Source organism: Corynebacterium sp. HMSC27B11 (genome assembly GCF_001815985.1).
Lineage (GTDB): Bacteria > Actinomycetota > Actinomycetes > Mycobacteriales > Mycobacteriaceae > Corynebacterium.
In genome coordinates this window covers 1-25,072 of sequence record NZ_KV823567.1, presented here as the reverse complement: position 1 = coordinate 25,072, position 25,072 = coordinate 1, and the positions used below count along the sequence as shown (strand labels likewise).

At 65.7% G+C, this 25,072-nt stretch carries 18 protein-coding genes and 2 pseudogenes; 10 read left to right on the top strand and 10 right to left on the bottom strand.

Annotated elements, in window-relative coordinates; genetic code table 11:
- Window positions 1–4 precede the first annotated feature (4 nt).
- Both HMPREF3097_RS07225 and HMPREF3097_RS07220 read right to left on the bottom strand, forming a co-directional pair.
- Window positions 5–1,501: a glycosyltransferase family 87 protein gene (locus HMPREF3097_RS07225; RefSeq protein WP_070761717.1), complete on the bottom strand. Its 1,497-nt coding sequence runs from the start codon at window positions 1,499–1,501 to the stop codon at window positions 5–7.
- Window positions 1,502–3,739: a transglycosylase domain-containing protein gene (locus HMPREF3097_RS07220; RefSeq protein WP_070761716.1), complete on the bottom strand. Its 2,238-nt coding sequence runs from the start codon at window positions 3,737–3,739 to the stop codon at window positions 1,502–1,504. It abuts the gene before it with no gap.
- A gap of 266 nt (window positions 3,740–4,005) precedes the next feature.
- Between HMPREF3097_RS07220 and HMPREF3097_RS07215 the strand changes: the two genes are divergently transcribed.
- The 4 genes from HMPREF3097_RS07215 (at window position 4,006) to HMPREF3097_RS07200 (ending at window position 7,681) form a co-directional block, all read left to right on the top strand.
- Entirely contained in the window at window positions 4,006–5,133 is a 1,128-nt protein-coding gene (locus HMPREF3097_RS07215) for an inositol-3-phosphate synthase (protein ID WP_070761715.1), read from the top strand.
- A gap of 159 nt (window positions 5,134–5,292) precedes the next feature.
- The gene (locus HMPREF3097_RS07210) at window positions 5,293–5,763 is read left to right on the top strand and encodes a MarR family winged helix-turn-helix transcriptional regulator (protein ID WP_070761714.1); all 471 of its coding nucleotides are present in this window, start codon (window positions 5,293–5,295) and stop codon (window positions 5,761–5,763) included.
- Window positions 5,764–5,799: 36 nt separating this feature from the next.
- On the top strand, window positions 5,800–7,017 hold the full coding sequence (locus tag HMPREF3097_RS07205) for a universal stress protein (RefSeq protein ID WP_070761713.1): 1,218 nt from the start codon (window positions 5,800–5,802) through the stop codon (window positions 7,015–7,017).
- A 187-nt stretch (window positions 7,018–7,204) separates the two neighbouring features.
- The gene (locus HMPREF3097_RS07200; protein ID WP_070757891.1) at window positions 7,205–7,681 is read left to right on the top strand and encodes a hypothetical protein; all 477 of its coding nucleotides are present in this window, start codon (window positions 7,205–7,207) and stop codon (window positions 7,679–7,681) included.
- Between the two features lie 118 nt (window positions 7,682–7,799).
- On the opposite strand, the gene leuS is transcribed toward HMPREF3097_RS07200, so the two are convergent.
- Window positions 7,800–10,835, bottom strand: a complete 3,036-nt coding sequence (gene leuS / locus HMPREF3097_RS07195; protein WP_070761712.1) for a leucine--tRNA ligase — start codon at window positions 10,833–10,835, stop codon at window positions 7,800–7,802.
- Between the two features lie 40 nt (window positions 10,836–10,875).
- Between leuS and HMPREF3097_RS07190 the strand changes: the two genes are divergently transcribed.
- The 3 genes from HMPREF3097_RS07190 (at window position 10,876) to HMPREF3097_RS07180 (ending at window position 13,487) form a co-directional block, all read left to right on the top strand.
- Entirely contained in the window at window positions 10,876–11,514 is a 639-nt protein-coding gene (locus HMPREF3097_RS07190; RefSeq protein ID WP_083317979.1) for an SdpI family protein, read from the top strand.
- Between the two features lie 95 nt (window positions 11,515–11,609).
- The gene (locus HMPREF3097_RS07185; RefSeq protein WP_070761710.1) at window positions 11,610–12,410 is read left to right on the top strand and encodes a hypothetical protein; all 801 of its coding nucleotides are present in this window, start codon (window positions 11,610–11,612) and stop codon (window positions 12,408–12,410) included.
- A 36-nt stretch (window positions 12,411–12,446) separates the two neighbouring features.
- A complete protein-coding gene (locus HMPREF3097_RS07180) occupies window positions 12,447–13,487 on the top strand; it encodes a ribokinase (RefSeq protein ID WP_070761709.1) in 1,041 nt (346 codons plus the stop codon).
- Between the two features lie 37 nt (window positions 13,488–13,524).
- Here HMPREF3097_RS07180 and HMPREF3097_RS09980 read toward each other — a convergent pair.
- Window positions 13,525–13,623: pseudogene (locus HMPREF3097_RS09980) on the bottom strand (cadmium transporter); the annotation flags it as partial.
- A gap of 58 nt (window positions 13,624–13,681) precedes the next feature.
- Complete coding sequence (locus HMPREF3097_RS09680; protein WP_141759499.1) at window positions 13,682–13,948, bottom strand: hypothetical protein; 267 nt, start codon at window positions 13,946–13,948, stop codon at window positions 13,682–13,684.
- A gap of 319 nt (window positions 13,949–14,267) precedes the next feature.
- Here HMPREF3097_RS09680 and HMPREF3097_RS07175 point away from each other — a divergent pair, with 319 nt between their 5' ends.
- Both HMPREF3097_RS07175 and HMPREF3097_RS07170 read left to right on the top strand, forming a co-directional pair.
- Window positions 14,268–15,347: a nucleoside hydrolase gene (locus HMPREF3097_RS07175; protein ID WP_070761708.1), complete on the top strand. Its 1,080-nt coding sequence runs from the start codon at window positions 14,268–14,270 to the stop codon at window positions 15,345–15,347.
- Between the two features lie 310 nt (window positions 15,348–15,657).
- Window positions 15,658–17,061, top strand: a complete 1,404-nt coding sequence (locus tag HMPREF3097_RS07170; RefSeq protein ID WP_371260094.1) for an MFS transporter — start codon at window positions 15,658–15,660, stop codon at window positions 17,059–17,061.
- A gap of 246 nt (window positions 17,062–17,307) precedes the next feature.
- Here the strand turns inward: HMPREF3097_RS07170 and HMPREF3097_RS07165 are convergent.
- The 3 genes and pseudogenes from HMPREF3097_RS07165 to HMPREF3097_RS07155 form a co-directional block, all read right to left on the bottom strand.
- Window positions 17,308–18,846 (bottom strand): annotated as a pseudogene (locus tag HMPREF3097_RS07165) (aldehyde dehydrogenase family protein); the annotation flags it as partial.
- A 26-nt stretch (window positions 18,847–18,872) separates the two neighbouring features.
- A complete protein-coding gene (locus HMPREF3097_RS07160) occupies window positions 18,873–19,481 on the bottom strand; it encodes a hypothetical protein (protein WP_070761705.1) in 609 nt (202 codons plus the stop codon).
- Window positions 19,482–19,499: 18 nt separating this feature from the next.
- Window positions 19,500–21,113 carry a GMC family oxidoreductase N-terminal domain-containing protein gene (locus HMPREF3097_RS07155; protein ID WP_070761704.1) on the bottom strand — a complete coding sequence of 538 codons (1,614 nt, stop codon included), beginning with the start codon at window positions 21,111–21,113 and terminating at the stop codon, window positions 19,500–19,502.
- Between the two features lie 116 nt (window positions 21,114–21,229).
- Here HMPREF3097_RS07155 and HMPREF3097_RS07150 point away from each other — a divergent pair, with 116 nt between their 5' ends.
- Complete coding sequence (locus HMPREF3097_RS07150; protein WP_070761703.1) at window positions 21,230–22,267, top strand: bile acid:sodium symporter family protein; 1,038 nt, start codon at window positions 21,230–21,232, stop codon at window positions 22,265–22,267.
- Window positions 22,268–22,286: 19 nt separating this feature from the next.
- On the opposite strand, the gene HMPREF3097_RS07145 is transcribed toward HMPREF3097_RS07150, so the two are convergent.
- Window positions 22,287–22,859 carry an NUDIX hydrolase gene (locus HMPREF3097_RS07145; RefSeq protein WP_070761702.1) on the bottom strand — a complete coding sequence of 191 codons (573 nt, stop codon included), beginning with the start codon at window positions 22,857–22,859 and terminating at the stop codon, window positions 22,287–22,289.
- A gap of 261 nt (window positions 22,860–23,120) precedes the next feature.
- Window positions 23,121–25,072: YPDG domain-containing protein (locus tag HMPREF3097_RS07140; RefSeq protein WP_210398564.1), on the bottom strand; the 1,952-nt coding region annotated here is incomplete at its 5' end.

Genomic DNA, 25,072 nt, shown 5'->3' with positions numbered 1-25,072 from the left:
TCCCTTAGTCCGTTGCGGGCGCGGTTTCGCTGCGGCTCTTCCCAGCGGGCTTCTTCTTCGCCCTGGTTGCGCCGCTTTCTTTTTCCGACGTCAACCGCCTCGCGCCCGGCTCCTTAGCCGCCAGGATACCCGCGAGCGGGTCTGCTCCCGAATGCGCGGCGCGCACCAGGTCGCCCTGCCTGCCCGGCGCGGTCAGGCGCCCGTCGGTCTGCAGCATGTCGCGGATGACGATCACCGCCATCGCGACCACCAGGCCCAGGCGCAGCACCGTCACGCTGTCGACCAGCCAATTCGGCGCCGCCTCCTCGGCGGGGAGGAATTGCCACATCCGCAGGTACCAGTAGCCGGCCTCGATGGTGGCCCAGATGAAGTACAGCCGCCACCGGGGCAGCGCCAGGGCGATCAGCGGCACCAGCCAGATGGAGTACTGCGGGCTCCACACCTTATTGGTCAGCAGGAAGGCAAGCACCGCAAGGAAGGCGACCTGAGCGACCCGGGGCGTCGTCCTCAAATAAAAGACAACGAACCAGCCCAGTGCGACCAGCGCTACGAGCAGCAGCCCGGTGGTGATGTAGTTGAGCGTCTCCACGCCCTCGATGGCCTTGGAAGGCGAGCCGCCGTCCCAGGCCTGGTTGCCGGTGATGTGGGCGATGACCGCGTAGATCGTCGAGCCCTCGTAGCCGCGCACGGAGTTCAGGCGGAAGAACTCGCCCCAGCCGCGGGGCGCGGCGATCATCACCGGGGCGTTGAGCAGCGCCCAGCTGCCGATCGCGCCACCCAGCATGCGGCCCAGCTCGCGCCACGCGCGGGTCTTCAGGCACAGCAACAGCAGCGCCCCCAGGATGAACGCGGGCCAGAGCTTCGCGGCCACCCCGAGCCCGCCGAGCACGCCCGCGAGCAGGGGCTTGTGATTCGCCCACGCGGCCAGGCAGCCCACCGCGAAGACGATGGAGAGCAGGTCGAAGTTCGTGAACGCGTGGACGATGACCAGCGGGGAGGCGGCCATGAGCATCGCGTCCCAGGTGCGCGCACCCACCAGGCGGGTCAGCCGCGCCACCCCGATCAGCCAGCACAGGGCCAGACCAATGGAGGAGACGGCGAAGAAGACCACGGAGGCGGGAACCGGCGGCAGGCCCAGGGAATCCCACGCGGCGTGGACCGGACGGGCGAGTGCCGCGGCGAAGAATTGATAAAACCCGGAGAGCACCGGGTACTCCATCCACCGCTCCACCCCATCGGTGGTGATGGACTGGAAATACGGGACGGTCAGGGTGTCCAGGCCACGGCCGCCGAACAGCGGGATCTGGTCCGAGTAGCAGGCGGCGGTGTACTGCGGGCGGCTCGACCAGTCCAGGTGAGCCTGGCCCTCAGCATTGACGTTGCCGCGCAGGCACGGGGCCTTCTGCAGCCAGCCGAGAATGAGGAAGAAACCCGCAGTCGCGAGGATCGCTAGCTGCGGGTTCCACCGGGGCGCCACCGCGTGGCGGTCACGGTTGGCCATTTAGCCCAGGAGATCGTCGATGATCTGGCCGAGGTCCGGCGGCGGCGGGGCTCCGCCACCAGTGTTCCCGCCACCCTGGCGCGGTGGCGTGGCCGGCTCCGGCTGCGGGGCCGGGGCTTCCTGCGATGGCTGTTCCTGCTCCGGCTCCGGCTGCGGGTTCTCCGGCTCGACGTAGCTACCGCTGTCCGGAACACCGGCCGCAGCCTCGCCACCGGAGCCCCAGTTCTCGATCGGGTCGTCGACCAGGGAGCGGTCCATCACGTTCTTCCAGATGGTGGACGGCATGCCGGAGCCGTACATGGTCCCGCCCCACTGGTCGACCAGCGGGCGGTTGTCCACGCTGCCGATCCACACGGCGGTGGCCAGCTGCGGGGTGGAGCCGATCATCCAGGCGTCCTTGTTTCGGCCGGTGTCACCGAGCTGGGCGGTACCGGTCTTCGCAGCGGACGGGCGGCCGTTGGCCAGGGCGTTGCCGTTGGAGTAGGCCGCGATCGGGCCCATCGCCTCGATGACGGCGTTGGCAATCTCCTTGTCGATCACCTGGTCGCCCTCCGGGTCGGTGTTGTCGAGCAGGACCTCACCATTGGAGTTCTCCACCTTCTCCACGAAGTGCGGGCGGTGGAAGACACCCTCGTTGGAGAGGGTCGCCAGGCCAGCGGCCATGTCCAGCGGGCGGGACTGGTACTGGCCCAGGACGATGCCCTCGTACGGCGTGCCGCCGTTTTCCTGCAGGGTCTTGCCGAAGCCCGGCAGCTCCTCTGCCACGCCCAGGCGGTGGGCCATGTCAGCCACGGCCTGCGCGCCCCCGTCGAGAGAGCGGGTCAGGCGAATGAAGGAGGTGTTCAGGGACATCTTCAGGGCCTGCGCGATGGAGCAGCTGCCGCAGGATTCGCCACCGACGTTCGTGACCTCGGTCTGGCCGGTGGTCACCGGGGAGGAGTCGAAGTTGTCGTAGATCGATCCGCCCTGGTCCAGGTAGGCGGCGAGACCGAAGATCTTGAACGTCGAGCCAGTCTGCATCGGCGCATTGGCGTAGTCCCAGCCGACCGGGTCGTCGCCGCCGTAGTAGCCGCGCACCCCGCCGGTCTTCGGGTCGATGGAGACGACCGCGCCGCGGATGCCCTCCATCGCGCCCTCGAACTGCTGGTGGACCTCGTCGACGACCGACTGCTGCACCTTCGGGTCGATCGTGGTCGTGATCTTCAGGCCGCCGGTGTTGACCTGGTTTTCGTTGATGCCGGCTTCCTCAAGCTCGCGGATGACTGCCTGCTTGATGAGCCCGTTGGTGCCCTTGGCCTGGGAGACCTGCCCTGCCTTGGCCGGGTCCTGAGCCTTCGGGTATTCCGCGGTGTCGCGCTGCTCCTGGGTGATGGAGCCCATGCCGAGCATGCCGTCGAGCACGTAGTTCCAGCGGGATTCCGCGCGCTCGCGGTTGGTCCACGGGTCCAGCACGCTCGGGGACTGGATGGACGCGGCGAGCACCGCGCCTTCCTCGACGGTGAGGTCCTTGACGTCCTTGTTGAAGTAGGCGTGCGCGGCGGAGTTGATGCCGTAGGCGTTGCGCCCGAAGTAGATGGTGTTGAGGTAAGCGCCGAGGATCTCGTCCTTGGACCACTCGCGGGCCATCTTGGAGGAAATCACCAGCTCCTTGGCCTTACGGGAGATGCTGAGCTCGTCGCCGACCATGGCGTTTTTCACGTACTGCTGCGTGATGGTGGAGCCACCGCCAGCGCTGCTGTTGCCGGTGAGCTGGCCGAGCGCGGCGCGGCCGAAGCCGGTCAGGGAGAAGCCGGGATTGTCGTAGAAGTCCCGGTCCTCTGCGGCGAGGACGGCCTCGCGGACGTGCTCCGGGATGTCGGAGACGTCCACGTTGGTGCGGTTGCCCTCGGGCGGGATGATGCGCGCGAGCTCGGTCTCGTTATCGGAGGCCATGATGTAGGAGACCTGGTTGTTGACCAGCTCCTCTGGCTCCGGGACCTTGGTCACGGAGTAGGCGGTGAAGAAGGCCACGACGGGCACGATGATGGCGACCGCGATGAGCGCGGTGAAGCCCACCAGGACTTTCTTGCGGAATTCGCTATCGCGCCAGTGGTTCTTCTTGCGTGCCCGCGCGACGTAGTTGCCGCTGCGGACAGAGCGCCCGGAGCCGGACCCGTTCTTCTTCGGGCCTGGCTTCGCGGCGTTGTTCTTGCGGCGCGGCGGCTGAGTGTTCTTACTCAACGAGCTATGTCTCCTCATTGAAAAGGGCAGTCGATTTTTATTACTTTACGCGGTCGCCCCCGTGGTTTGCACCTTTCGCGCGCCACTTTCGCCACAGGGGTTAACTTCCTTCCCATCCGCGTGGCCCGCGCCTTCTCGGAATGTCCTGCTCTCTCGGTTCCCCTCCCCTACCTTTTAGGACGTCGCCCCGGGCCAGCACTTGATCGGTTTACTGGCGGCTCTTGATCGGTCAACCGCCTTAAGCACCCCAATTGCCAAGGTCAGCGGCCTTAAGTTGTTCAGCTATGAGCAATAATTCGACTTCCCCTGCAGCGGCCGAGGGCCGCACGGTCAACATCGCGATCGTCGGCCTCGGCAACTGCGCCACCTCCCTGGTTGAGGGTCTTGAGTTTTATAAGGACGCCGCCCCGGATGCTGAGATCCCGGGCCTGATGCACACCGTTTTCGGCGATTATCACGTCGCGGACGTCAAGGTCGTCGCCGGTTTCGACGTCGACGCGGACAAGGTCGGCAAGGACGTCTCCGAGGCGCTGTACTCCGGCCAGAACCAGACGATCAAGATCGCGGACATCCCGCACCTCGGCGTCGAGGTCAAGCGCGGCCCAACCCACGACGGCCTGGGCCGTTACTACCAGGAGTCGATCGAGGAGTCCTCGGTGGAGCCGGTGGACGTCGTCGCTGAGCTGAAGAAGGCGAAGGCGGACGTCGTCGTCAGCTACCTGCCGGTCGGCTCTGAGGAAGCGGACCGCTTCTACGCGCAGTGCGCCATCGACGCTGGCTGCGCGTTCGTCAACGCCCTGCCGGTGTTCATCGCCTCCGACCCGGAGTGGGCACAGAAGTTCCGCGACGCGGGCCTGCCGATCATCGGCGATGACATCAAGTCCCAGGTCGGCGCCACGATCACCCACCGCGTGCTCGCCCACCTCTTCGAGGAGCGCGGCGTGCGCTTGGACCGCACGATGCAGCTGAACGTCGGCGGCAACATGGACTTCAAGAACATGCTGGAGCGCGAGCGTCTGGAGTCGAAGAAGATCTCCAAGACGCAGGCGGTGACGTCCAACCTGAAGACCTCCCCGCTGGCGGGCAAGGTACACGACAAGAACGTGCACATCGGGCCGTCGGACTACGTGGGCTGGCTGGATGACCGGAAGTGGGCCTACGTGCGCCTGGAGGGCTCCGCCTTCGGTGAGGTGCCGCTGAACCTGGAGTACAAGCTCGAGGTGTGGGACTCCCCGAACTCCGCGGGCATCATCATCGATGCTGTTCGCGCGGCGAAGATCGCCCTGGACCGCGGCGTTGCTGGGCCGGTTGAGGCGGCGTCCAGCTACCTGATGAAGTCCCCTCCGACGCAGCTGCCGGACGATGTGGCGCGCACCCAGCTGGAGGAGTTCATCTCCGGCGGGATCGCCTAAACCGCTCACGTGCGTCGGCTGAGGCTTCGGATCAGTCGGCGTCACACACCGCTACCCCCGGGGTGCTACACAAGCCTCCGGGGGTAATTTTTCCCGTGATAAGGGATTATCTGGTACTCGATAGTTTTGCACCGACAACACTCAGGTAGATTGGACAATATGCCACGTTCAAAAATGGACATTGCCCGGGATCTTCGCCCGAGCCTCACGCGTCTCTACCTGCTGTACTTCCGTAAGACGGAGCAGTCGAACATCTCGCAGGCCCAGCTGTCGATCATGATGATCCTGGACAGCGAGGGTCCCATGCGCATTTCTCAGATTGCTGCGATGGAGTCCATCCGCATGCCGACGGCGTCCAACGCCGTCAACCAGCTCGAGACGATGGGGCTGGTCCACCGCGTTCGGGACGTCAGCGACCGTCGCGGCGTGCGCGTTCAGCTCACGGACAAGGGGCGGGAGGAGCTGCACAACCAGGAGGGGGCGCGCAGCATCCAGCTCGCCAGCATGCTGGAGAACCTCAGCGAGGAAGAGCTGCAGACCGTGGACGCCTTCATCCCGGTCATCGACACCATCCTGGAGCGGTACTCTGAGGATGACGAGAGCGTTACTCCAGCCGATCCCGCGAAGTAGCGCTAAAAGCTGAATTGGGACGGGGAGCTCAACGCTGTGGCACCGAAGAAGACGAAGAAGTCCCGCACCTCTAAGAAGGCATTCCGCCCGCCAACGCTCGCGAAGCCGGTGATCGCGCCGCGCGTGAACCGGGCGCTGCGCGTGCTGGTGGCGTGGCCGCCGCATGCCGGGAGCGTGGGCGAGGACTTGGCGCGCACCGTTGCCTGGCTCGCGCAGGAGAACCCGCTGGTCGTGCGCACCGCGACGGTGATCTCCCAGACCTGGCCGCAGACGGACGCCCCCGCCGCGGCGGCGGATCAGGCGGACCTCTACCCCACCGCCAGCTCGGACCTCTACCCCACCAGCCCGGACACCAGCGGTAGCCACGGCACGCCGGGGGCCGGGGTGGGCGCGGCTGAGGCGCTGGGCGCGCCGGTCGCCGGGTCCGCCAGCCCCACCAGCTTCACTGCGGCCCGGGAGGCCTTCAATACGTGGCTGGCGGCAGAAATGACCGCGGCGGGCGAGTCCGCGCGTGCCGCGCTGCTGGCCGCCGGGGTGCCCGAGAAAATGCTGGATGAAGAGCAGCTCGCGATGGTCTACAGCGACCATTCCGAGACCAGCCGCCTCATCGAGGCCGGTGAGGAGTTCGGGGCGGATGTGATCCTGCTGGGCTCGCAGGCGGATTCGCCGGACGGGCGCTACCGGATGGGCTCCACCGCAGACGCGCTGCTGCACTGCTCCCCGCTGCCGCTGATGCTCGTGCCGCGGAACCTGGACTTCTCCAAGGCCGGTCCGACCCGCGTGAACTGCGCTTATGTGGATACCGAGCAGTCCCAGCAGGCACTGCGCCATGCCTCGGATCTCGCGCGGCGGTGGGACGTGCCGCTGCGGCTGGTGGCCTTCTCCCCCGCCGGGGTCTCGCTGGATCCCACGCAGGTCGCCTTCGGCGATGCGGTGGATGCTGCGGGCACCGGCGGTGCTGGTGCTAGCAGTGCCGCAGCCCCGTTGGCGGAGGCTTGGCAGGTGCAGGCCAAGGAGCTGCTGGAGCGCGGCCGGAAGCGAGCGCTGTCCCGCCACCCGGATCTGGAGGTCACCACGAAGACCGGCATCGGCGCGAGCTGGGAGGAGGCCGTCGGCGCGATCAAGTGGCGCAAGGGCGACCTGATGGTCATGGGCTCCAGCGTGTTGGGCGATTTCAACCGAGTGTTCATCGGCCCATCCACGAACCAGATCCTGCGGCACGTGCCGGTGCCGGTATTCCTCAGCACGGTCTAGTTGGTCGGGTCGAGCGAGCCGAGTCCAGCTGCCCCTCCCCCGTTGTGCGTGCCGCGCCGCAGCACAGACGCACTACCCCGCCCGGGTTACTCTTCCCCGCTCGAGTGTGGCAGCGGGGTTTAGCTTTGTGGCCGGGATCTCTTAAGGTTGGGAGCTACCAGGAGTTTCACCGAAGGAGAGGGTAATCGTGAGTACGTTAGGCCCGGGGCACCCGGAGAATCGCGCCGAGCTGCCGCCGGAGGACCTTCCGCCGCAGAGCGCCGGCCGCCCGAAGCTCACCGAGCTCGATTACGAGGCCGATCCCCTCGCCCGCCTGGAGCGCAATAACCGCTCGACGAAGCAGGCGATCATCTACTTCTGTGCCGTCCCGGGCATCGCTGCCGTCCTGGCATTGGGCACGGCAATCATCTCCCGCATCGTGGGCGGCCCGTATTGCGATGCCGATTCCTCCGCCTGGTTGTGCACCGAGGGCTTCCGGCTGTTCTTCCACATCGCCCCTGCTCTGGTGTGCTTTTTCGGGCTCTTCGGAGCGGCGTATATCTGCTACTACAAGTGGAAGCGCCACCAGCGCTGGCGTCCGTGGATCGCGGTGATCTGGTTCATCATGCCCGTGGCGATCGGCTGGTCGGTCAACAGCGCGGCGATGCTGATCCTCAACGCCTAAAACTCAGCGCTCCCCACGTCCCAACGGGGCCCACCCCCAACGGGTCCCGAAAGGCAAAGCTCCAACGCAAACCCCCAGATGCAGGCCGCCCGGTCCCCTCCCCGGGCGGCCTTTCGCGTTACTTCGCGACGATATTGATCATGCGGCCCGGCACGACGATGACCTTCTGCACCGTCTTGCCCTCGATGTGGCCCTGCACGGTCTCGTCAGCCAGCGCCGCGGCCTCCAGGTCCTCCCGGGAGGCATCCGCGGCGACCATGATGCGGGCGCGAACCTTGCCCATGATCTGAACCGGCATCTCGATCTGGTCGTCGACCAGCCAGTCCTCTTCCCACGCCGGGTACGGCACGAAGGCCACGGAGGCCTCGTCCTGGGTCAGGCCAGAACCCTGACCTGCCCCGCCAGCCAGCAGGCCAGAGGCCTCCGCACCACCCAGCACCTGCCACAGCTCCTCGGCCAGGTGCGGGGCCACCGGGGCCAGCATCAGCGCCAGCGCCTCCGCCGCCGCGCGCGGCACCGCAGCATCCGCCGCGGCACCCTGGGCGCCACCGGCACCCGCCGCGCCGTACTGTTTCGTCAGGTAGTTCACCAGCTCGATCAGCTTCGCGACGGCGGTGTTGTTGTGCAGGTTGGTGTAGTCCTCGTGGACACCCGCCAGCGCGCGGTTCACCGCACGGCGGTCCTCATCCGGCAGCGAGGCCAGCGTGTTGACGTCCTCATCGACGACCGCCTTGCCGGACGTCTCGTCCACGACCAGGCGCCAGGCACGCTGCAGGAAACGCTGCGCGCCGACGACGTCCTTCGTCGCCCACGGGCGGGAGGTATCCAGCGGCCCCATGGACATCTCGTAGACGCGCAGGGTGTCCGCGCCGTAGTTATCGCAGATCTCGTCCGGGGAGACGGAGTTCTTCAGGGACTTGCCCATCTTCCCGTACTCCTGCTGGACCGGGGTCTCCGCCCCGGTCTCCGGGTTGACGTGCACGAATGCGCCGTCGCGCTCCACGACCTCCGCGGCCGGCATGTACACGCCTCGGGAGTCGGTGTAGGCGTAGGCCTGGATGTAGCCCTGGTTGAATAGGCGGTGGTAGGGCTCGAAGGAGCTAACCACGCCCAGGTCGAAGAGCACCTTGTGCCAGAAGCGGGAGTACAGCAGGTGCAGCACCGCGTGCTCCACACCACCGACGTACAGGTCCACGCCACCAGACGGGTTGCCCTCGCGCGGGCCGACCCAATAACGCTCGTTGTCTATGTCTACCAGCGCGTGATCGTTATTCGGGTCGATGTAGCGCAGCTGGTACCAGGAAGAACCGGCCCACTGCGGCATGACGTTCGCGTCGCGGTAGTAGGTCTGGGTGCCGCGTCCATCGCCGAGGTCCAGCTCGACCTCGATCCACTCGCGGGCCTTGGCCAGCGGGGGCTGCGGCTCGGTGTCCTGATCCTCCGGGTCGAAGGCGACCGGCTTGTAGTCCTCGACCTCCGGCAGCTCCACCGGGAGCATGTCCTCCGGCAGCGGGTGGGCGACCCCGTCGGCGTCGTAGACGATGGGGAAGGGCTCGCCCCAGTAACGCTGGCGGGCGAACAGCCAGTCGCGCAGCTTGAACTGCACCTTGCCGTGGCCGTAGCCCTTCTCCTCGAGCCACTCGGTGGTGGTGGCCTTCGCATCTGCCAGGGCGAGGCCGTTGATGTCCAGACCCTCAGCGTTTGCGCTGTTCACGGCCTTACCACCATCGGTGTACGCGGCGGTGAGCCGGCCGTCCTCGCCCTTCTCGCCGCCGGCGACGACCTCGCGGATCGGCAGGCCGAAAGCGGTGGCGAAGTCGAAGTCGCGCTCGTCGTGGGCCGGGACCGCCATGATGGCGCCGGTGCCGTAGCCCATGAGGACGTAGTCCGCGATGAAGACGGGCACCTGCTCGCCATTGACCGGGTTGGTGGCATAGGCACCGGTGAACACGCCGGTCTTTTCCTTGTTCTCCTGGCGCTCCAGGTCGGACTTCGCGGCGATGGACGCGCGGTAAGCGGCGACGGCCTCGGACGGGCTGCTCTGGCCGAAGGTCCAGCGCTCATCGGCGTCGGCGTAGGCGGCCTGCGCGGAGCCGGCGGCGTCCTCAGCTGCGGAAACGAGGGTGTCGACGAGCTCGTGCTCGGGGGCGAGCACCATGTACGTCGCCCCGAAGAGGGTGTCCGGGCGGGTGGTGAAGACCTCGATCGGGCCCGCGGCGGAAGAAAACGCCAGCTGCGCGCCGCGGGAACGGCCGATCCAGTTGCGCTGCATAGACTTGACCTTCTCCGGCCAGTCGAGGAATTCCAGGTCCTCGAGCAGGCGGTCGGAGTAGGCGGTGATGCGCATCATCCACTGCTGCAGGTTCTTGCGGAAGACCGGGAAGTTACCGCGCTCGGAGCGGCCTTCGGCGGTGACCTCTTCGTTTGCTAGCACGGTGCCCAGGCCCGGGCACCAATTGACGGTGGAGTTGGAGCGGTAGACCAGGCGGTAGCCGTCGATGATCTCCTGGCGCTCGGCCTCGGTCTTCTCGGCCCAGTCGGCGTGCTCGGCCTCGAGCTTCGGGATGAGCTCGGAGATCGGACGGGCGCGGCCCTTCAGCTTGGAGGGGTAGCCCGGCGCGGGGTCGGCCTCCGGGTCGAACCAGGAGTTGTAGATCTTGAGGAAGATCCACTGGGTCCAGCGGTAGAACTCGCGGTCGGTGGTGGCGACGGCGCGGCGCTTATCGTGGCCGAGCCCCAACCGGCCCAGCTGGCGCTCCATGTTTTCGATGTTGGCCATGGTGGTGGTGCGCGGGTGGGTGCCGGTCTGAACGGCGTACTGCTCGGCGGGGAGGCCGAAGGCGTCGTAGCCGAGGGTGTGGAGCACGTTCTTGCCGGTCATGCGCTGGAAGCGGGCGTAGACATCGGTGGCGATGTAGCCCAGCGGATGGCCGACGTGCAGCCCGGCGCCGGAGGGGTAGGGGAACATGTCCTGCACGAAGATGCGGTCTTCCGGCAGCTTCTGCCCGTCGGTGGCGAGGTCGCCGACGGGGTTGGGGGCGTTGAAGGTGCCGTGTTCGGCCCAGTGCTTCTGCCACCGCTGCTCGATATCCGCGGCGAGCGCGGGGGAGTAGCGGTACGGGGTCTGGTCGGACGTGTCAGCTGGGGTGTTCATGGTTGGTCATTCTAGTAGACGGGGTAATAGACTGAACCGCATGATCGTGCTCACCATCCTGCTGGTTATTCTCGCCCTCGCTGTCCTGACGGTGGGGCTGCTCGGGTTTATGGAGAAACTGCCTGGTAACGGGGTGGTTGGGCTGCGTATCCCGGAGGTTCGGAAGTCCCCCGAGAACTGGGTTTTGGCGCACAAGATCGCGGGCCCGGCGTGGATGGGTGCGGGTGCGGCGCTGCTGGGGGCTGCGCTGCTGACGACGGGGATCGGCGGCTGGATGTGGCTGGTCTTCGCGCTGTTGATCGTGGGGGCGCTGTTCCTGATCGGGATGGGTTCTGCGATGGCGGCGTCCACGATGGCTCGCCTGGAGCACCTGCGTGGTCAGGAGGCCGAGGAGGCACGGGCCGCTGAGGGGTGCTGTTCTTCTGGTTCTTCTTCCGACGACGACGCCTCGGCCGGCGGTTGTGAGCCGACGGCGGAGGAATGTGCGTCGGGGAATGCGTGCGGTAGCTGCTCGCTGAATGGCGCGTGTGAGGGCGGGGGAGCGGCCTTCGACGCTGGTCAGGGTGCCGGTTCTGGTGCTGGTGCTGGCGCTGGGCAGGGCTCGCAGCAGGCGGCGGCGAAGCCTGCGCTGGATCTGGATGCGGCCCGCCGCGCGGTGGCGGAGCAGGACCGCCGCTAGGGGAGCTTTTCTGCGGGGGATCATTCGCACTTAGACCCCTGCTGTCGCGCGTTTCCCCCGTCCGACGCTTGAGCGTTTTAGGTAAAATTCCGCCCATGGCCAGTGCGTATCATCCGAACACCCAGGCTGAAATCAACAAACTCTTCTCGCTACAGAAGCAGTACGCTCTCGAGCGACGCTTCAGCGATCTCGAGAGAAAGAAGAACGCCCTCGCGCAGTGGAACCCCCTTAAGGTCGCAGAACGGCGGTTCCCTTTCTACGCCGTCTTCGTAGGTGTAATCACGTCCGCCACAGCGATGTACACCGTCCACCGGTCGCTGGTAGTCATCGCCATCATGAGTAGTGTTGCGTTATTTCTCGGTCTGTTCCCGGGTAAGATCAGCCCGCTGTTGGTCGTTGAGGCGCTCGGTCTCAGCTTCATGTTCAAGTACGGCATGAAGAGTGGCATCACGATGACCGTGGTCTTTCTTATCCTTACTGCGCTGGCCTACCTGGCGGGCAAAATCTCACTGCGCACCATCTTCGCTGAAAAAATTGCTGAGCAGGAGAAGTCTAAGCAGCAGTCGATCGCGATGATCGCTCAGCACCAAGGGGTTCTTCAGGACCAAGGCATTCCGCTAGCCCAGCGGAATAAGGCTTTCGATATCTTCACCGGCGCATCACGAACCCCGGAGACTGTGCAGGACATCATCGATGTTCTAGCTAGCGGGGGCGCCTACGACATCGACAGCGCAGTGCGCGCCCACAACGAAGACATAGAGCGAGTAAATGCTCTGCGTGCAAAAGAGCAGCGCCGCATTAATGAACAAAACAGGCTGGCGGCAGCACTCCAGCGCATGGCCTTCTGGAACTCGATGCAGCTCGACGCAATTGAGGACGAACTGCGACGTCGCTAAGAGAGGTTGTCCGCGGCGTCTTCTAGACTGTGGGGTATGAACCCCGGTAAGCCCCCGAGCACCGCGTCCGTGGACGCGGCGGACACTCCTGCATCCGTCGACGCGAACAGCAACGCTGCACCTGCCGTCCTCGTGTGCGGCAGCATCAACGTCGACACCTTCGTGGGCCTCGATGAGTTCCCGCACCCCGGCGAGACCATCATCGGCCGCCGTGGCCTGCAGGGGCTCGGCGGCAAGGGCGCGAACCAGGCCGTCGCCTCCGCCCGCATGGGCGTGGAGACGATCCTGCTGGGCGCAGTGGGGGAGACCAGCGCCGATAACCCCAGCCAGCCGCTCGACCCGCTGGCGCTGCTGGCAATCAAGGAGCTCGACGAGCACGGGGTGAACACCGCCCACATCGCCCGCACCAACCAGCCCACCGGCCAGGCGTTCATCATGAACGACGCGTCCGGCGAAAACATCATCATCGTCACCTCCGGGGCCAACGAGCTGGTCAGCCCGGCTGAGCTGACGGGCCTGGCCACCGAGCTGGCCGATGAGCGCCCCATCCCGGTTGTGCTGGCCCAAGGCGAGCTCACCCCGGAGCACTCCGCGGAGCTGCCCGCCCTCGCCGAGGCCATCGGGGCCCGGCTGATCCTGAACCTCGCCCCGGTGACGACGAAGGACGCCGACCTGGTCGCGGCGTCCGACCCAATCGTCCTCAACGAGCTGGAGGCCGCGGACATCACCGGGCTGCCTCGCGAAACCCCCACCGAGGAGCTCTTCGCCGCGCTCAAGGACGTCGCCCGCACCTGCGTGGTCACCCTGGGGCCGGCGGGCGCGGCCGTCATCGACGAGGACGGAGTCACGCGCGTGCCCGCCCCGCAGATGGAGACCATCGTGGACACCACCGGTGCCGGGGATGCGTTCTGCGGCACGCTCGCGGCGGCTGTGGCCACCGGCTCCTCCCTGGTGGACGCCACCCGCGTGGCTGTTGCGGCCGGGTCCTTGGCGACCCAAAAGGCCGGCGCGGCGGCGTCGTACGCGACGGAAGCAGAGATCCGCGACCTGGCGGCGGAACAGGAAAACCGCAGCTAGAGGCCGAAAGCGTTCCCCTGGACTAGGATCACCACGCCCAGGCCTTCCATGCAGCCTTCAGGCCATCGACCAGCGGAATCAGACCGAAATAGGGGATCGTGCTGGGCGGCAGGAAGGCACCCGCACCGGCGACGACAGCCAATCAATCCCAATCGCCATCTGCTTACCCCAAATACTCAAAGCAGAATGCCGATCTAACCGCCTAAATCACTTTTATCTTCAAGGGGAGATAATAGGCTGAAAAAATCTAATGTCTGAGAATTATTCAGCGCATACAGCACGCAGCTATATACTTCGTCACTCAGTTCATCTAAATCTGAAACATTGGCACTCGCGCTGAATGAGATAGCGACCGTATTAACCTCAGTCGCATCCGGACTTCTTCCATCATCCCCCGTCGGAAGCTCTAAATTATATTCATTCTCTCGGTCAACCCCTTGAACGCAGTCAATTATTTCCATTACCATGGGACTATCTTTCAACGCCCTCAGTAACCGTGACTTGATTACGCTAAACCTTTGTGGGGAACACCTAACGTTGAGCTCCTCTTCAAATAAATGCATCGTCAACTCCCTCAGTCCTTAATACAGTGAGCGCAGCGAGAGGACGATGATGTCGGCGATATTCGTCACGGCGAAAAGGCCAACAGCCTGGGCGATCGTTGCGAACAAGGGGGCTTCCTAGGGTCGGGCGCGGAGTATGCGCGAGGTGTGAAAGTGCGTGAGCAATATCCTAGCTTTCGCACCGCGTTCTCCCAGGTGCGCGTGGCACACTTGAGGTATGAGCACTTCTGCAGCCAACAACACCCAGCCTCGTAAGATCATCCTCGACTGCGACCCCGGCCACGACGACGCCATCGCCATGCTCCTGGCCTGGGGAAACCCGAACCTCGAGCTGCTCGCGGTCACGACCGTCGCGGGTAACCAGACCCTCGAGAAGGTCACCAAGAACGCGCAGGCGCTGGCCCGCGTCGGCGGGATCACCGGCGTGCCCTTCGCCGCTGGTGCGCACCGTCCGCTCGTCGGGCCGCAGCTGATCCCGGATGAGATCCACGGCGAATCCGGCCTCGACGGCCCGCAGCTGCCGGAGGCTGGCGTGGAGCTGGAGGACACCCACGCCGTCGACCTGATCGCGCAGGTCATTGAGCGCGAGGAGCCGGGCACCGTCACGCTCGTGCCGACGGGCGCGCTGACCAACATTGGACTGTTCGCGCGCCGCTACCCGGAGCTCGTCTCCCGCGTGGCGGGTGTGACGCTGATGGGCGGCGGGCACCACACCGGCAACATGACTCCGTCCGCGGAGTTCAACATCCTCGCGGACCCGGAGGCCGCCGCGATCGTCTTCGACGCGGAATGGCCGGTCACGATGGTTGGTTTGGACGTCACCCACAAGGTGCTCGCGGTTCCGTCCCGCATGGCGCAGCTCAAGGCCGTGGGCACGGACGTCGCGCAGTTCATCGCGGAGCTCGTGGAATTCTTCGGCGGCGCGTACATGAAGGAGCGCCGCTACCCGGGGCCGCCGATGCACGACCCGCTGGCCGTTGCGGCGGTGGCTGACCCGGAGGTGCTGCGCACCGTGGCGGCCCCGGTCGTCGTGGAGACCAAGGGTGAGCACACCCGCGGCATGACCGTGGTTGACCTGCGGCGCACCTGGGGCGCGCAGGATCAGACGGCTGAGCAGCCGGGCGATCCTTCCGCGCTGTGCCGCACGGATGATTACGCCTGCGCGGGCATGGATACCTATGGCGAGCACGTGGAGCCGGTGCGCCACCGCGTCGGCGTGGACGTGGACGTGGATCGCTTCTGGGATCTGCTGGTTGATGCGCTGACCCGCATCGGCGACACCGACTTCCGCAGCTAGCGCCGGGAGCGGGGGCGGGGGAGCGGGGCACGCCCCCTCCTTCACGTTTTGCAGAGTTTGATGTCGCTTTTGGACGAATTTCCGACATCAAACTCTGCAAAACGCACAATAGACCGGCAATAGACGCGCACTGGGCCCGCCGGGGCGTGCAGCCAACATCACAGGAAAAAGTGTGGACTCGCACGAATCACCCGCTTATCCTGCAAGTATGAACGCAACTACGCCCCGCTCAGGCGGGCCCAACAACCCCGCCGCCGCGACCCCGGTCATCGACCCGGTGGATTCGCGCAAGGGTGGCCTGCCACTGCTCATGTTCGTGCTCATCACCGCGGCGGTGGCATTCCAGCTCAACGCCTCGATGCTCTCCCCGGTGCTGCGCACGATGGCCACCGAGCTCAACACCGACGAATCCGCGGTCGGCCTCACCCAGACCGCGTTCTTCACCGGTGGCGCGATGTGCGGCCTGTTCCTCCCACGCCTCTCGGACATCGTGGGACGCCGCCGCATCCTCGTCATCATGCTGGCCGTGATGTCCCTGGGTGGCCTGCTCGCCGCCCTCGCCCCGAACATCGGCATCCTGATGCTCGCCCGCGCGCTGCAGGGCATTTCCGGCCCGACCATCCCGATGACGCTGATCATCCTGCGCAGCCAGGTTAAGGACGAGGTTCGCCTCGGCACGTTGATGGGCCTGATCGCCGCGATCAACGGTGGTGTTGCGGGTATCGACGTCCTGCTCTCCGGCTGGATGGCTGAGCACTGGGGCTTCCGCTCTGTGTTCTGGCTGATCTTCACCGTCGGCGCGGTCGCCACCGTAGTGGTCGCGATGTTCGCGCCGGAGTCCAAGCCTTCCGATAACGTCCGCATGGACTGGATCGGCGCGGCCGTCCTGGTCGTCTCCGTGCTGTCCATCACGCTGGCCGCGAACGAGGCCGGCAAGGGTGCCGCCGCGGATTGGTTCTACGTCATCGGCCTGGTCGCTGCTGGTCTGATCGTGTTCGCCATCTTCTGGCGCTGGGAGACCCGCCAGGAGAACACCGCTGGAGCGGCCCCGCTGGTCGCCCCGAAGTACCTGCGCCGCCGCGAGACCTGGGGTCTGCTGCTGACCACCGTTCTGACGATGACGGGCGTGTTCGCTGCCGTCAACGGTGTGGCACCGTCCCTGGCTCAGAACGCGGAGGCCGGTTTCGGCATGCGGGCGACGATGGCGTCCCTGCTGCTCCTGACCCCGTACGCACTGGTCGGTTGGGCGGTGGGCCCGTTCGCTGGTCGCCTGGCGCCGAAGGTGGGCTATGCGAACCTGCTGCGCCTGTCCAATATCGCGTCCATGCTGCTGCTGTTCCTGCTGGCGTTCGTGGGCACGCGCTCGAAGATCGTGCTGATCGTGGGCGTGATCCTGCTGGGCGTGACCTATGCGGGTATCGGCAATATCGTGCTGAACAACCTGGGTGTGGTGAATTCGCCGCAGGATAACCAGGGCTTCCTGCCGGGTATGAACTCCGCGGCCTTCAACCTGGGTGCGGGCATCTCCTTCGCGGTGCTGCCGGTGTTCCAGGTGGTGGGTTCCCCAGAGGGTTCGGACTCCGCCGCGGGCTACACCACGGCCTTCCTGGTGGGTGGCATCATCCTGGGTCTGGCTGCGCTGACCAGCCTGTTCATCCCGAAGAGCACCACGGCAGAACAAGAAGCCGCAGCGCAGGAAAGCGCCACGGCTTAAGCATCCGAAAGGGTTGATGGGGAGCGGGGGAGAGCGCGGGGGCGCTCGCAGCGGGAGGCGTGGGGGCCTCCCGCCCGGGGGCTAGCTATCCGCTTCCGTAGGGGGTCAGCGCCCCCGGGTCAGCGCACCGCTTCCCGCCCGCCCGGGGCTAGCACCCGGGCCAACACCCCACTCACCCAGCCCCGCCCGGGGGACTAATTTCCTACTTCACCCGGCCCTGGGGTTTGTGCCCCACGGGCCAGCGCCCTACTTCTCGCGCTCGTCCAGCGCCTTCTGCGCGTAGGACTCCAGCGAGGTCCCCAGCAGCCCGAACTTCGCGAGCTTCACCGGGGCAGGCTGCTCCGCGAAGTAGGCCTGCAGCATCTTGCTGAACTTCTCGTACTTCTTCTCCGTGTACGGGTACCAGTTCGCTTCCAGGCCAGCGCCCTGCGAGCCGTCCTTGTCCACGATGACGGACTTCGGGTTACACCAGGCGCGCAGACCCTCGGCGCCCTTGTGGCGGCCCATGCCGGAATCGCCCACACCACCAAACGGCAGCGCCGGGGTGGACTCCGTGGCCATGACGTTGTTGATGGACACCCCGCCGATGCGCAGCGCCCCGGCCACCCGGCGCGCCCGGTCCATGTCGGCGCTCCACACAGACCCGGTCAGCCCGAAGGGCGTGTCATTCGCCCGGTCGATGACCTCCCGCTCCGAGCTGAAGCTCAGCACCGGGATCACCGGGCCGAAGGTCTCCTCCGTGACAACCAGCGCGTCCTCCGGCACATCGACCAGCAGGATCGGCGGGATCAGCGCGGAACGGCCGTCCCAGTCCTGCCCGGTGAGCTGCCGCGCACCACGTGAAACAGCGTCCTGAACCTGCTCGTTGACCCGCTCGATCTGGAAGTCGACGGTCATGCGGCCCAGGTCGTTGTTGCGGGCGTCCGTGTCCGCCTGCGTGAGCAGCCGGGCTTGCCGGACCAGCTCGGCGACGAACTCCTCCTTGATGCTCTCGTGGACGTAGAGCCGCTCCACGGAGGTGCAGGACTGCCCGGTCGCCGTCAGACCACCGAACAGTGCCCCGGCGGCGGTGCGGGGGATGTCGACGTCCTCGAAAACGATCATGGGGTCCTTGCCACCGAGCTCGAGCTCGACGGGAATGAGCATGTCGGAGCACTGCTTCATGATCTTCCGGCCGGTCGCGCACGAGCCGGTGAACATGACGAGGTCGGGGTGCTGGTCGATGACCTCCGCGCCCACGGCACCGTCGCCGTAGACCACCTGCACCCAGTTCGGGGCGATGGCGGCTTCCTCCATGAGGGATTCGATCAGCCCGGCCAGTGGGGTGTGCTCGGAGGGCTTGTAGACGACCGCGTTGCCGGCAGCGAGCGCGGCGACGATCGGCACAATCGCCTGGAAGAAGGGGTAGTTCCAGGGCGCGATGACGAAGGCCACGCCGAGTGGTTCGTACCAGATCTCGGACTTCTTACCCATCATCGTCAGCGGGGTCTCGACCTTCTGCGGGGCCAGGACCTTCGCGGCGTTCTTCTCGTGCCAGCTGATGACGTCCAGCGCGCCGAACATTTCGGACATCAGGATGTCGCTGCGGGACTTTCCGGTTTCCTCCCGGACGCGGTCGACGATCTCCTCGGTGCGGTTGACGATCGCGCCGCGCAGGAGGCGAAGGTGTTCGAGGCGTTCCTCGACGCTCAAGGCGCGAATGGATTTCTGTGCTTCGCGTGCTCGTTCGACGACGCCCTCGACCTGGGCGTATTCGGATTCTGGGATCTGTGTTGCCATGGTGTGTGCTCCTTGTGGTTGCTGAGCGCGGGTTAGTCGCGTGGGTTCTGCGCGTCGGCGGCGGCGAGGGCGGCCTCGTAGGCCTCCTGGTTGATGGTGGTCTCGTAGCCGATGGCCTGGTGGATATTGGGCAGCTGGTTGGGGTTGGTGCCCCGGGCAAGCAGTGGGGAGTCGGTGAGTTCTTCGCCAAGGCGTACCCCGAGGTTGGAATAGTAGAGGCTGTGGACGACACCCTTGATACCAAGGTTGGCCATGCGCATCAGCCCGGCGAGTGGCTCGGGGAACTTGGCATTCGCGTTGGCCATCGCCACGATCAGGCGGACCAGGGGAGTGGGCGCGTAGGCGCAGACGGTGGCGAGGACGAGGAAGGCGGTGCGGTCGTCGTCGTACATGTAGGAGAGCATGCGGTCGATGCCGGCGGCGCATCCGGACTCGGAGAAGGACGGTAGCGCCCCGCCTCCAGACGTCAGGGGCACGGACGTCGCGCCACCGGACGCTGCGGTCGGGGACCCTGCGCGTCCGGACGCGGCCTTGCGGGCCGGGACGCCGGGGATGACGACGTCGCCCAGGCGCAGCAGGCCCTTCATCTGCGTGGCGGTGAGCAGCTCGGTGGAGCGGGGGTTGAGGTTATTGCTGGTCATGTCTGCTTTCTTCCTTCCTTAGCTCGCGGCGATGATCTGCTCGGCGGCCTTGAGGGACAGGGCGGCGATCGTGAGTGCGGGGTTGATGCCCGGCGCGTTCGGGAAGATCGAGGAGTCCGCGGCGTGGATGCGCTGGCTGCCGTAGAGGGTGAACTCGGGGGAGACCACTCCCTGCTTGGCGCTCGCGCCCATCCCGAGCCCGCCCATGAGGTGCAGGCCGATGCCGAACTGGCCGTAGAGGATTTCCTCCGCACCGGTGGCGTTGAAGATGTTGCGGATGGCGGCCATGCCGGCGTCGCGGCGGCGGGCGTCCTCCCGGTTGAGCTTCTTCTTGATCACCGGGTTGCCCTTGCGGTTGATGGTGATTTCGCCGGGGTTGGTGTCGCGCACGCAGACCTCGATGCAGCCCAGGCGCGGGAAGTCCTGCATGATCTCCGCGTGGCGGGCGCCGAAGCCGGGCAGCAGAAGGGCGATGTTGCCGGGGCCTGCGAAGACGTTCTCCAGCTTGAAGCCCTGGCGGCGGAAGCTCGGGTCGTCGGACTTGTAGTTCTGCAGGGGGCCGGCGAAGGCGCGGACGTCCTCGGCGTAGCGGCCCAGGTTCATGTACTGCGGGTGGGTGAAGAAGTTCTTGCCCAGGCCCGGCAGTTGCTTTCCGTAGCCGCTGCGCAGCAGCAGGGCGGTGTTACCGATCGCCCCGGAGGCCAGCACGACGCGCCGGGCGGTGAAGGTGCGCTCCACGTGGGGTTCGAAGTAGGTGGGTTTGCCGAAGCCGCGGCGACCCTTCGGGGTGTTGTCCGCAGGCACGCGGGTGGTGACGGTGACGCGGTCGGGGTGCTCGGTGATGGTGCGTGCTTCGGCGCAGTCGATGAGGTGGAAGCCGTGCTTTTCTGCTGCTGGCAGGGCGGTGACGGCGGTGGATTGCTTGGAATCGATGCCGCAGCCGCTGAGGCACTCCACGCAGCAGTTGCCGTCCTCGAAGCGGCAGTCGGCCTCACCGCGACGCAGTGGGGCGTAGCGGTAGCCGTTGGCGTCGAAGCCGTCCGCGAAGTTCTTGGCGTTGTTGTTGCGCCACTCTTCGGGCACGTTCTTGAGGCTCATGTTTCCCTCGGCGCGCTCGTAGTAGTCGGCGAGGTGGTCCTCGTTGAGCCAGGAGACGCCGGACTGGTCGCGCCAGGAGGAGAAGGCGACGTCGTCGAAGCGGTCCATGAGGGCCTGGTTGACGATGGACCCGCCGCCGACAACCTTGGGGCGGAGCAGGCCGAGGCCGGCGTCGGTGGTCAGTTCCACGCCGCCGCCCCAGAAGAGCTGGGAGCTGGAGTCGATCTCGGTGCGTGGGTAGGTGTGCCGGTCGTAGCGCTTGCCGGCTTCCAGGCCGAGGACGGTCAGCCCAGCGGCGGCGAGTTCGCGAGCGATGTTGAGCCCGGAGGTGCCGGCGCCGATGATGATGACGTCGTAGGTTTCTTGCGCCGCGGCGGTCGGGTCGATTCTTTCTGCGGTCACGGGTGTGGTGCCTGCGGCGGGCGTGGTGGCGGCGGTCGCGGTGCCTGCCGTACCCTGCGGTCCTGCGGACGGGTTCTGTGGTGCGCGGCCTGGTGCCGTGCCGGTGCTGCGGTCCCCTGGGTTATTCATCATGGTGGTTAGTTAACCCGACGAAACCCTCTGTGTATTCTATATTTGTGAAAAAGTTTTAAAGCTGCCCGCGGGGTGCAATTCTCCCCATGGCTGACGGGCCTGTGATGCGGGCTACAATGCCAAGAATGAGCGCCGATAACCCCGCCCCGCAGAAGCAGACGGTCCTGCAGAAGATTCTGGGCTACCGCCCGGACTTTTTGATTGTGTTGATCGTGCTCGCGGTGATCGCGGCGGTGATCGTGCCGCTGCGTGGGCAGGGCGCGGAGATCGGCAACTGGGTGGTGACCATCGCCATCGCCTTCCTCTTCTTCCTCTACGGTGCGCGCCTGCACCCGAGGGAGGCGCTGGAGGGCTTGATGCACTGGCGGCTGCACCTGCTGATCATCGCTTTCACCTTCGCGATCTTCCCGCTGATCGGCGTGGCGCTGCGGCCACTGTCCGGGCTGATCGGGCAGGAGTTGTACCTGGGCATTTTGTTTTTGACGTTGGTGCCCTCCACGGTGCAGTCCTCGGTGGCGTTTACCTCGATCGCCCGGGGTAATGTGGCTGCCTCGATTGTGGCGGCGAGTGCCTCCAGCCTGCTGGGTGTGGTGCTCACCCCGCTGCTGGTGCTGTTGTTGATGTCCACCGCGGAGGGTGGTTTCCATATCGACGCCAGCACCTTCTACAAGATCGGCCTGCAGCTGTTCTTGCCCTTTGTGGTGGGTCAGCTGTTGCGGCCGTGGGTGAAGGATTTCGCGGCCTCGAAGGCGACGAAGAAGGTGGACCAGATCTCCATCGGCCTGGTGGTGTATGTGTCCTTCTCTGAGGGGATTGTGGACGGGATCTGGTCGACGATCAGTTGGGTGAGCGTGGTTGGCCTGGTGCTGGGCTCGGTGGTGCTGGTGTACCTGATGCTCTCGGCCTCCTCGTTCGCGGCCCGGAAGCTGGGTTTTAACTATGAGGATCAGGTGGCGATCCAGTTCGCGGGCACGAAGAAGTCGCTGGCCTCTGGTTTGCCGATGGCTGCGGTGATGTTCGGCGGGGGAAGTTTGGGGATGATGATCCTGCCGCTGATGATCTTCCACCAGGTGCAGCTGATTATTTGTTCCTTCCGGGCCTCCAGCTACGCCGCGAAGTATGAGGAGGCCCCGGAGCGTGCCACGACCTGGTAGCGCCGGCCTCGCAGCGGTCCTAGCTGCGCTTGAAGTAGCCGATGCGGGGCCGGAAGCCCTGCGGATGCTTCAGCTGCGCGACGGCGTCCGCGATGATGAGGCGGAAGCGCGGCTTCATCGGGGGCAGTTGGGCCACGGAGAACCAGCCAACGTCGGTGGATTCTTCGTCGCCGACGATGGGTTCAGCGAGTGAATCATAGTCGGGGAGTGTGGGGTCGAGGGGGTTGGCGTCCTTATCGGTGAGGACGCACCGCATCGCGGTATCCATGTATGCGGTCTGGTCCCCGTTGGGGTAGGTGACCTGGTCGGTGGCGCCGACGCCGAGGAGGGCGGCGACGGTGACGTATAGGCCGGTTTCTTCTTTGACTTCGCGGATGGCGGCGACGTGGGGTTCCTCGCCGGGGTCGACGATGCCGCAGACGGGCGTCCATTCGCCGTTGTCGGCGCGTTTGACGAGCAGGACTTTCGGGACTTCCCAGAGTGGGGCTTCGGGCGGGACTTCTTTGAGGACGATCGCGGTGATGCCGGGGAGCCAGAGCGGGTCGTTGCCGATTTTTTCACGCAGGTTGAGGATGAACTCGGGGGTTGCCATGCCTGCAGTGTAGCTGGGTGGACGCTGGGGTTGGGTGGGGTGGCTGGGGGAGTGGGTGTGAGTGTTAGTGGCGGGCCGGGGCGGGTAGGTGCGCAGGGTTGGGGATGGGAAAAGGCTCCCGGGGCCGCGCGAACAATGCAGTTCATGTGGTCTGGGAGCCTTCTATCCGCCTAGTGGCGGTGATGCGCTACAGCGCACTGCCCTTCCGGCCTACAGGGGGACCAGCTTTCGCCGGCCCTCACCTGAAGCCGAGGGTGTTATTTAGTTTTCGCGGCGGCGACGGCCTGCCAGCAGTGCGCCACCGATGGCCAGAGCCATCGCAGCAGCACCCAGCATGATCGCCACACCGGACACACCGGTCACAGCCAGGGAACCCTGACGGTCAGCGCTGGAGCTGGAAGCACCAGACTGTGCGCCAGAATTACCGCCCAGAGGGCCGACCTTGCCGGACTGGCCGCCAGCGTTAGCACCCTGGTTGCCAGAACCCTGCTGAGCACCCTTGTCCGCAGGAGCCTTGCCGGCACCAGCACCGTGGCCCGGGGTGGAGGAGCCGTGGGAAGAACCGTGGGAGGAGCCCAGGTGGCTACCGATGAGGCCACCGATGATGCCACCACCGATCAGGCCCGGGATCAGGCCGTCAGGGAGGTCAGAGGAGCCACCCGGCTTCTTGCCGCCACCCTGGTCACCCTTCTCCTCAACAACCGTCACAGTGAACTTCTCCGTGTCCGTGGACCCATCCGGGTAGGTGACAGTCACCGTGACGGTGACCTTGTCGCCGTGCTTCGCGCCCTCCGGAGCGGTGACCTTCAGCTCGCCGGTCTTCGGGTCAGCCTCAACGGTCCAGCCATCCTTGCTGACCTCAGTCTCGATCTTCGAGCCCTCAGGCAGCTTGTCGCCCTTGTTCGGGACATCCACGGTGCCACCTGGCTTGACGGTCTGGTTCTCCCAGTCCGGGGTCACCTGGTCAGCCTGGTTACCCTTCGGCTTGTCGTTCGGGTTGGTCGGAGTCACATCCTCAGGGTTCTCAACAATCTCCACCGTCACGCGGTCGATCTCGTTACCCTCAGGATCCTTGACCACAACAACGACCTTCTCGCCCGGCTTCGCATCCTCATTCGGGGTCACGGTGATGTTGCCGTTGTCGTCGATTTCAGCCTTGCCCGGGCCCTCGGTCTCAACCGTGGTGTCCGGCTTGACCGGGCCGCCGTCGTTCGGGATCACGATCGGCTGGTCTGGGGTGGTCTTGCCGTCCTCCCAGCTCGGGTCGGTCTCAACGGTGACGGTGAAGGTCTCGTTATCCTTCGAGCCATCCGGGTAGGTCACCGTGACAGCGATCTCGGACTTATCGCCCTGCTGTGCCTCAGCCGGCGGGGTCACTGTGATGGTGCCATCCGGAGCCGTGGTGACGGTCCAGCCCTTGTCAGACTTGGCCTCAACCGTGGAGCCCTCTGGCAGCTGGTCCGGGCGCTCGTTCTTCACGTCAACCGGGACGTTCGGCTTGGTCGTGGCGTTCTTCCAGGTCGGGGTGTACTTCACGGCATCGTCGCCGGTGTTGTTGCCCTCGTCGCCCTGGTCGCCACCCTTCTCGGTCACCTTGACCGGAACCTGCTGCTCGGTGCCCTCGATCGGGTCACCATTCTCGTCGACGTTAACAACCGGAACCTTGTAGTCACCCGGGGTTGCCTTCTCATCCGGGGTCACGGTGATGACGCCGTTCTCGTCGATCTCGACAGTGATCTTGCCGTTTTCGTCCTCGACGACGACCTTGTCGGCCGGGTTACCGTCCTGACCGACCAGCTTCGGGGTGTGGCCTTCTGGAACGTCGGTGGTCGGGGTGATCTTCTCAGATCCGCCCTGCTCGACCTCGGTATCCTCCGGGTACTTCTGCGGGTCAACCGCGTCCGGCTGTTCAACCGTGATGGTGACGTCGACGTTGTCCTTCGAACCATCCGGGTAAGTCACCTCAACCGGAACAGTGATCTTGTCACCCGGGGTCGCATCCTCAGGGACGGTCACCGTGATCTCACCAGTGTTCTCGTCTACCTTGACACCCTCAGGAGCATCATCACCAGGCTTGAAGGTCGTCCCGTCAGGAGCCTCGGTCGGGTTGCCGTCCTTGTCCTTGAACTCAGGCTTGTCGATCTTGACGTCGTCACCAGGCTTACCCGAACCATCTTCGTAGCCAGGCTCGTAGATGGTGTTCTGGTTCGGAA